The sequence below is a fragment of the Pirellulales bacterium genome (assembly GCA_019694435.1).
Taxonomy (GTDB): domain Bacteria; phylum Planctomycetota; class Planctomycetia; order Pirellulales; family JAEUIK01; genus JAIBBZ01.
The window spans coordinates 98,681-108,005 of sequence record JAIBBZ010000017.1; the positions used below are offsets into that span (position 1 = coordinate 98,681).

Annotated in this window: 5 protein-coding genes; all 5 read right to left on the bottom strand. The window is 63.4% G+C overall.

Annotated elements, in window-relative coordinates; genetic code table 11:
* Window positions 1-269: 269 nt before the first annotated feature.
* Window positions 270-848: an antitermination protein NusG gene (locus tag K1X74_14080; protein ID MBX7167454.1), complete on the bottom strand. Its 579-nt coding sequence runs from the start codon at window positions 846-848 to the stop codon at window positions 270-272.
* 719 nt (window positions 849-1,567) lie between these two features.
* The gene (locus K1X74_14085; GenBank protein ID MBX7167455.1) at window positions 1,568-3,757 is read right to left on the bottom strand and encodes a hypothetical protein; all 2,190 of its coding nucleotides are present in this window, start codon (window positions 3,755-3,757) and stop codon (window positions 1,568-1,570) included.
* 92 nt (window positions 3,758-3,849) lie between these two features.
* On the bottom strand, window positions 3,850-4,611 hold the full coding sequence (locus K1X74_14090; GenBank protein ID MBX7167456.1) for an EpsI family protein: 762 nt from the start codon (window positions 4,609-4,611) through the stop codon (window positions 3,850-3,852).
* Between the two features lie 203 nt (window positions 4,612-4,814).
* Entirely contained in the window at window positions 4,815-7,175 is a 2,361-nt protein-coding gene (locus tag K1X74_14095; protein ID MBX7167457.1) for a polysaccharide biosynthesis tyrosine autokinase, read from the bottom strand.
* Window positions 7,176-7,520: 345 nt separating this feature from the next.
* Window positions 7,521-8,423: an exosortase/archaeosortase family protein gene (locus tag K1X74_14100; protein ID MBX7167458.1), complete on the bottom strand. Its 903-nt coding sequence runs from the start codon at window positions 8,421-8,423 to the stop codon at window positions 7,521-7,523.
* Window positions 8,424-9,325 lie beyond the last annotated feature (902 nt).

The window sequence follows — 9,325 nt, forward strand, 5'->3', positions numbered from 1 at the left end:
GGTCCAGCCGAACGGCCGAACCCAACCGAGCCGCGTTGCAATCCTGCGTTGCGGACGGCGCCACGCACCGCCTGAAGCGGTCGCCTGCTGCGACATTCAGCCGGTGTCTCGAAAGCCCCCACCGAGCCCTGGCCGGGGCAGGAAATGACGCTGATAACATTCGAAGAGAGGAATCTGCACCCCCGCGGCAGCATAATTCCCCGAAGCGGTCCAGGCAAGTAACCGCTGGGTGCAGCATCACGGCGTTTGGGCAGCAGATAGATGGCATATTAGCGGTCGATTCGCTCAACGGCGAAATCATCCAGTTCGACCGACGCGCCCTGCTGGAGAAATCGCACGGCCACGAGCAACCGCTTCTGGCCGCGGCGCTCGACAACCTCTCCCTCCAGACCTGCTAGCGGTCCAGATTTGACCCGCACCGCCATTCCGGGTTGAACCAGAGCCTCGGGCGTGGGTGCCAGCCCGCCGGCGATCAGCCGATGGATGCGGCTCAAGTCGGCCACCAGCTCTGCCGCGCAGGGCACTTCGAGGCACCGCGATACGCACTGGGTGGTCAGCGCTCGGTGCCGTTCGTCGTTGTCGCCGCGGAGAAAGACGTAACCGGAAAACAGGGGCAGATAGCTGGTGCGAACGCGGCCTTGCGGGGAGCGCTGGCGCCGCGGCACGAGCGGGCCATAGTGGGCCAACTCCAGCGCCCGCAGCCGCCGCAGCAGGTCTTTCTCGCGCCGCGGCAGCGTGTACAGCGCCCACCATTGCGCCGACTGATTCGCATGCCCCGCCGGATCGCTCGCGCAGGCCTCGAACAAGTCGGCCGGGTAGACATCGGGTTCAGCGGGCAGAATCGGCATCTTGCATGGTGCCATGGGCCAGAGGTGCACGGCGCGCACTCCGTTCCCGTGGGTGACCATCGTCCCCTGAGTTTTGACCTGGAACACGCTTGATTTGCACGGGCGTTGGCATCCTTACCTCGAGTTTCGGGGCATCCGAATCCTGAATGCCCCGCGTCAGGACGGGTGCAAGAGAAATGCCGAGGGGGCAAGGTCCCCCCACTGACCCTCCGCTTCGTTACCGGCAGACTATTCGATCGCGCACAATCCGCACGTCCGTTACCTCCCGCGCGCCGTTCTCCCGGAGCCTGTCGCCCAGAAGCAACGCCAAGGTGGCAAAAAACCACGCCCGAATACTCGGATTCGCGGGGCGGCTGACCATTCCCTGGGAATCAATCCCGGTCGAGAAGGGTTCGAAGACCGTCGCATTCCCCTGGCGACGGAGCGGCCGGAAATTGCTGGGCAGGCGACGCGCGGAAGCGAGCGAACCTGCGCTCCTTTCGCCGCATCACCGGCGTGCCGCAGCAGACTCGATCCCGGCACCCCGCGTCCTCCTCCGGATGATTTTGCGCGAGTGCCTTGAGTATATCCTTGACCCCTCGAACATCAAGCAATCTCGGCGACGAAAATTCTTGATTCGACAGGGTTTACGCCAATCTGGCCCAAATAATTTGCCTATCCCGGGCAGCCGGCCTGAAGGGGGGCCGCGGCCGTGGCCGATCCACTGTCGGCCGGGCAGTTCAGCTCTTGCCGCGATGCCAGAACTGCCGCCCCCGGATTGACCGAACACCCTGGCCGCCGAAACGCATTTCGAGCCGTACCTCGGGGTCCGGGGCGGCCTCGACCGACAGCCGGTGCGAGCCTTTGGCCAGGTGCACGGGCAGGATTTGCAAGTTGCCGAAGTGCGCGCTCTTCCCGTCGAACAACAGCTTGTCGTCTACGCGCAATTTGAGCCGCCCGTCGTGGCGAATGTGGAACTGGTAGACCTCGGCCGCGGTCACGTCGAAATAGCCGGAAAGGATGAACGGCTTGTCGACGCTTCCGCCAGCCTTCAGGAACCAGTCCTTGTTCGTCAGATCGGTCACGACGCGCGGTCTTGCCCCCCCGGCCTGAAACTCCAGGCCCTCGACGTGGCCGGATAGGGTTTCGCCCTTCAAGGGGGCCGGCGGTTCGACGACAAAGTCGATCGGCTGCGAGATCACGTGCTGGCGTGGTCCGCCCTTGCCGAGAGCGATGGCCCGGAGCCGCACGGGCCCCAGCCCAAGCTTTTGCGGTTCGATTTCGAGTTGCCCCTGTGCGCCTTTGATCGTGCCGAGCAGCCGCGAGTTGGAATAGACGGCAATGCCCAACGCGTCGGCGGCCGTTGCCGACACGACGAGCGGCTGCTCCCATTGGGGCTTGTCGGACGAGACTTTGAATTCGACGTTGCGTCCGTTGTTCTCGAACCACACGGGCAGTACGACGCGCCCCTGCGTGGCGATCGGCGAGGCATCGACGGCGACCACGCGGATTTCGTGAAAGCCGTCGATCAGGCTTGCCGTGTTGAGCGTGAAGCTTTCGCCGGCGGCGCAGATCGTGTGCCGCACGCCGTCGACGAACAGCTCGAAGCGATCGACCTCGGTATCGCCGGACGATTCGGCCGAAGGGGTGATGGTCAGGGTTCCCTTGACCCGCTGGCCGGCGGCAACGCCTTGTACGAACACCTTCGGAATCTTGGCCCAGGGCTGGCACAGCAGGTCGCCGACGATCAGCAGCTGGTATGGACCGCTGACCGATTGATAAAACGCTTCGGCCAGGCTGCAGCCACGCGTGTAATGCACCTGGATGAACGCCGTGGGAAACTTTTCCGCGATGGCGAACGGCTCGGTGACTGTGCCGCTCGCGCCGGCGGCCCCGTAGCGCAGCCAATCGCTCAGAGGCGACTGGCTGGCGCCTTCGCTCAGGTCGCCGCCGAAGCTGGTGAAATGCTCGCAGATCGCACCGGGACCGATCGAGCTGTTGGCCTTATTCCATTCCAGCAGTGCGGTGCCCACGACGGCGCCGCGGACGTCGTTTTTCGCGCGAGGTACTTTGCCGCGAAAGATCTCCGCCTCGATGCCCAGCTTCTTGATCTCGGCGACGGCGACTTCGAAATTGCCCTCGCGAACTTTCGAGCGGATGTTGTCGTTGGCCTGGCTGTCGGGGTTCTGGCAGAGGTAGATCGTGCCCTGCGGTGAAGTGCCGTCGGCCAGCGCTGCCGATTCCAGCATCCGCAGCGCCTCGTTGACCGAGTTGCCGCGGCCGCAGGTCACGGCCAACATCGTCGAGAGCACGTAGTGCCGGCCGCCGGCCTCGAGCAGTTCGCCCCGGTCGCTCCAGCCGTACCAGTTGCGAAACCCCTGGCTTTCCGGGGCGTCGGCGCCTTTTTTGGTGCTGCGATAATAGCCGTTGGCGCTCAGCCCGACGTAGTTCAAGTCGCGCGTGAGCACCATGTCCCAGAGGTACGTCAGCCCATTGAGCGAGGCGACCGGCGTGAATTGCTGAGGCAGCTTTTTCCCGGCCAGGTCTTCGCTGATGTCGATCGCGAAGGGAAAATCGGCCGAATAGACGATCGCGTCGATCTGCGTGCCCAGCCCGCGGGCACGGATCGCCTTGATCAACGGGTCGAGGATCTTCGTGCGGAAATTCTCGATCGAAGTCGACTCGACGCCGAGTTCCCAATCGAGATAGACGACGTGGCTCGACGGGATTTGCCGGAGCCGCATGTAGTGGTTGGCCACCGTAAGCGAGGCCCAACTGCGGGAGTTCACGACCAGGATGACGTTTTCCGGTCCGAGACCCGCGCGCGCGGTGTCAGGCCACAGGGCGACCAGGAACGACAGGGCCAACGCCGCGGCGCAGGCTCGGCGGCGGCCGGCGTCGTTGCCGCAGATGGCACGTGCGTCGGCCATGAAGAGTTGCACTCCCTGCGCTGGCTTGCGATTCCTGGCGGTTCGCCGAGCAGTCGCGTCCGCCGGCGCCGTAGAGCAGAGTTCCCGTGGGATCAACCGGCCGGCGTTTCGGCGGCGGGCTCGCTCGTCTTGGCCGTTTCCGGCTTTGGCGCTGCGGGCGTCGTCGATCCCTCGGACGGCGCAGCCGCCGGCGCATCGCCAGGGAACAGCGCCAGGCTCACTTTCGGCACGACCGCCTTGATGAAGCGCACGCACGGATGTTGATCGTCGAGCGGCCGATCTTCGTCCGACGGCAGGATGCAGTACATCTTGTACAGCGCCGCGCCGGTGCCGTACTTCAAGCGGGGAAACAACGGGGCCTCCCAGCCGGTGCCGTGATTCCAGGCCCAGAAGATCCGCAACGTCTCCTTGGTCTCGCCTTGCTGTTTGCGGAAAACCGTGGTGTTGAACTGGGCTTTCTGGCCGTCGGATGTTTCGATCGTGATCGGCTCGACCTTGCCCAGCATTTGGAAGCCCGCGGCGACGTAACAGTCGTCCGGCGTGTGAATCGCGACGTGGCGCGGCTTGCCGCAAACCAGGAAGCAACCGATCTTGTCGCCCGTTTTCACGTTGCGAAATTCGCGCGACTGGTGGGCCGTGACGTGGGCCTGGGCCAACTGCTTTTGGTCGACCGGCTGGGTTTCGCCCTTCCAGTCGCCGATGAACTCCGGCACATTCGCGATCCGCGCCGAGGCCGACTTCAGCTCGGCATCGAGTTCGGCCTGGTTCCAGCGTTCGGACCAGTATCCTTGATAGTAGGTGGAGATCGCCAAGACGATCAGGACCGCCGCAATCGGCAATGCCAGGCGAATCATGGCTCAAACCTCGCAAGAACTACCCAAGGGCGAAATATCTGCCGGCCGTGCGACACGCAGTCCGTGATCGGACGATCCAGCACCAACCAGCCGGCGAAACGTCAGGGTACCACGGCGTTCGACAGGTCGTCGAGACGCCGTGGTACCGTGTTCAACTCTGAATCTCCAGCGACAGCGTCGCGACAGCGCATACCCCCGACCGATTAGGCCGGTGTCTTGGCCTTTCCGCGCGGCTTGGCGGCCGGTTTGGCCGGCTTGGCCTTGGCGACCTTGGCCGGTTTGCCCTCGCCAGTGCCCGGGCCGCCCGTGCCAGGCAGTTCCGGCATGCGACGCACAAGCGGCGTATCGACCCCGTTGACCACGGTGCCGAGCACGGCAATGCCGACCGATTCCAGGCGCTCGCAGGCCTCGTAGACCTTGGGAGCACGGCTGGACGACCGCAACACCGACAGGACCACGCCGTCGGCATGTTGGCCGACCGTCAGCGTATCGGCCGTGCTGAGCACCGGAGCGGCGTCGATCACGACGTAATCGAACTCGCAGCGCATCCGGGCAAAGAGTTGCCGCAATTCGTTCTTGGCCAGGGCATGGATGCATTCGCGGCAAACCTTGCCAGCCGCGACGATCCAGAGCCCGGCGGCACGCGTCGGCCGAATGGCATCGTCCAGTTCGGTCTCACCGCGGAGCACTTCGCACAAGCCGGGTTCCAGCGGCATTTCGTACAGGCGATGCGCCGATGGGCTGCGCAGGTCGGCATCGACCAGCAGCGTGCGGCGCCCGGCGCGGGCCAGGCTGGCGGCCAACTGCGTGGCGACCGTGGTCTTGCCCTCGCGTGCCACGGCGCTGGTGACCAGGATCACGCGGAGCGAGTCGCCGCGTTCGCTGTGCAGCAGCGAGGTGCGAATCCCGTCGATCGATTCAGCGAGCATGCCGCGGACCGCCGCGCCCCGCGCCCCACGCGTCGACAGGTGCGGCAGGACGCCGATCACCTTCATGCCCAGGCCCTCGCCAACCTCGTTCACGTTGGCGATCCGGCGGGAGTTGAACTCGAGCAGCGCCACACCGACCAGCGAACCCAGCATGCCCAGCACGCCGCAGATCAGCACGATGCCGTACTTGGTCATCAAATTGTTGCCCTGGATCGCCGCTGGATCGAGCAGGCGGACGCGTTCCGGCGAATCGAGCTCGATGCGCAACTGGTTCACTTCTGTGGCGATTTTGGCGGTGACCTCTTCGAGCTCTTTGAGCTCGGCCGATTTCGATTGCAACTCGGAGGACTGCTTGGTGAGATTGACCACCTGCGCTTGCATCCCCGCCAGACGGTCTTCCGCCTTGCGCAGGTGATCGCGGCGCAGCTTCAGTTCGACGTTGTAATTGGCCAACTCGTTGCGTGTCTTGGTGACGTTTTCCTGCTTGACGAGCACGATCAGCTCTTGCCGGGCCTGGGCACGGCGCTGGGCCATGTCGTCCTGGAGCTGCGCGAGTTTGTCTTCCATTGCCTGCAACATGCGGTTTGCAGCCGAGGCATTGCCCCGGGCCGTGGCCCGGCGTGACTCAAAGGCCACGCGCAAATCCATCAGGTTCTTTTGCAGGGCCTGATACTCGACGTTGTCCTTGAGGTACTCGTCGATCATGGCCTCGGTAACCAGCGGCTCTTCGCTCTGGGCCTGGTTCAGCTTGGCAGTCGACAAGCCAACCTGCATTTCCAGGTCGTTGACGTGGCGCTTGGCAATGATCACTTCTTCGTGCGTGGTCAGCAGGTCGCGGTCGAAGGCCTCGAGCTTGCGCTTGACCGACTCGTTGCTGATCGAGCCGGTGCTCGCCGCGAGCGTTTCGATCTTTTCCCGCATCGAGGTGATTTCGCCGCGGTTCTTACGCAAGATGTCATTGAGCTTGGTGTACCTGGCGTCTCGGACCAGCCGATCTTGGCCGACGACTTCTTTGAGATACGCCTTGACGACGCCGTCGACGATTTCCTTCAATTCGCCCGGGTCCTGGCCCCAAAGCGACACGCTCAGCAACTGGCCGTCGCCCGGGAACGACGCCACGATGTTCTTCGCCAGGAAGGTTACCTGATCTGCCTCGGCCATGATCATCGGCGCCTTACCGACGTTTTCGTCGCGCAGAGCCACGTTCAGTACGAACGGGTTGGTCATCATCGTGGTCTGTGTGCGCTTGAACGTGACGAATTCTTCCGGTCCCACCCGTTCCGCAAAAATGTTGGCCGGCGGCATGATCTCGGCGCGCAACCAGCTCGTGGCCTGATACTTCGTCGGCATCAAGAACCAAGGCAAGGCCGCGAGCATCGCGCCGAGCGTCACGCCGAGCGCGGTGGCGAGAAACCAACGACGACGCAGCGCGCCCAAGAGCGACAAGGGCGTGGGAGGGGCGGTCAGCGCGGTCGGCTTCTGCACCGGCGTGCCCTGCCAGGACGGCAGCGCCGGCATCTCGATCGCCGATTCGTAGCTGGTCGGCACCAGGGCCACGTTGCCGCGGGAGCGATCGGGCAGCCCGGCCGCCGATCCGTTCGTGTAGCTCGTTTGTTCAGCGAGAGGGGGTAACACGGGCGCGGGATCTCCTACGAAGCATGGGAATACGGCAAACGGACGCGTGCGATGCGGTCAGGTGCTTGATGCATGGCAACCGGTCTCAGTCCGATAGGCAAACCACGGACCGCCGAAACCGATCAATGCCGCGCTGAATAAAGCAACCTCCTCATTCCCAACGGGTTACGGCCGCAAACATTCCGCGTTGAGCGAAGGCATCATGTTTCCTCGCGTCAACGTTGCCTGCCCTGCGTCGTGGTGTTGTTGCCACAACCGGGAAGGTGATGCGGCCTCGCGTCCCTCGAAGCCGAAACTCTCTATTCCGGGGCTAGGACCCTTTTCCCCCCAAACTGCCGCAGTCGTTCAAGTCGTCGCCGCGGGCCCATAGTCGAGCGACATGTCTTCCTCGTCGTCGTAGAGGAACAAATGGTCGAGCAATTGCAGTTCAATGTAGAGCAGTCCCAAGGCGAGCGGCATCATCACCCAGCCTGCCAGATCGTGGAACACTTTGTCCGCGATCTCGGGGCCGGCGGTCATGTGCAAGATGCCCGTCACCGTGATTCGCGTAATGTTCACGATCAAGGCGATCGGGAATGCACTGAGGATGATCACGATGCGTTCCCACCACGGCTTGTCGGTAATCAACGTGATTGCCACGCTGAGCGCGATAAAGATCGTCAACATGCGCAGGCCCGCGCAGGCGTCGATCACGCCGAGTTCGACCTCCGGCAGGCTGATGCGATTGCCGTCGGCGAAAGCCGGGATGCCCATGGTCTGGAGCAAGAAGGTGCTCACCTGCGTGGCGACGCGCTGCAACGGCTGCAGCAGCATCGACTCGACACGGTCGGGCAACGGGTACATGAACAACAGGAACGCGATCGCCGGGCCGGCCCAACGCAGCATGTGCAGGCCACCGACGAGCATCACCAGTCCGGCCACGCAGGGCACGAACGACACCATGTCGGGAATCACTAGTGCGTAACGTGTCGCGACGAGCCGCATGGCCAGGCCTGCGAACACGATGGCCGCACCGGTCCAGCGCTCCCAGTCGGCGATCTCTTCGAACGGCTCGAACCGCAGGTACATCAGCACGAGGGTGAACAGCGGAATCAACCAACCGTGCGAATACTGCGGGCTTTCCCACTGTTCGTAGACCAGCGTCAGGGTGTTCCAATAGGCGCCGCACAGAATGGCGACCAATACGGCGAGAATCGCCAATGGGATTGCCTGTTCGCGGGGCAGGTTTCGCAGGGATAGCTCAGACATGGATCGTTTGCCTTGTCGAACGAGCGGCGCTCGCCGGGATGGATTTCGTTACGTCACAGGACGTGGACTGGTTTTCTGTTCCTGCCGGCCGAGCGCAGACCTCGGGACGGGTAGGAGATTGGATCAAACGATCGGCCAGGCCAGGCATCCCGACATTGAGCAATCCGATGTGCGATCCAGGCCCTGCCGCAGGTGCTGCGCCTACCTCACGAACGATCGAGTGCATCACGCCTCGACGGCTCGTGGTGAGGTGCACTAGCGCGCGTTCGCAGGGCCCTCGTTTCGCACTCGTCATGTCAGTTCCAGCCGATTCACCGACGTCTCGAATCACTCACGTCTCAACCGTCGAAGTTCGGCCGGTGCTTCATGCTGTCGGGTTCCCCTGAGCTTGAACTGCTGTCGTCGTCTGTTCGCCCCCGCGTCAGATCGACGGACCTGTCCGAGGAGATGGCTCTCGACGATGAGCGGACCTCAGGAACCCGAGGTCCTTCAGAAGATGCGATGGCGTCGAGACTCAGTCCCCACCGCCTCACCATAAGCAAGCAGGGGGCCTTGTCAAGCAATTTTCGACTCCCGCGATCGGCGCAACCCGATGTGCGGTCGAACGCAACGATCACGGGGACTTTGCGCTGAGGTGACCGGATTGAAGTGCCTGAGCGCCTCGGCTCACTCTCCCGACATCAGCGATAGCAGCCGCCCGCCATCACCGCAGGCGGAGCTGTTTGGTATACAAAAATTCAGTATCTGGCCCCATGATCGCCAGATTGGCCAGATTCGCGCGAGCATGTCGTTAAATCTTTCCTGATCGGAATAGGTTGACGTTTTGGGTTGAGGATCGGGGTGTGGGGTGCCGATTATTCGGGGCGAATGGTCCAGAGTTGTTCTTGCCTGAGACGCGGTAC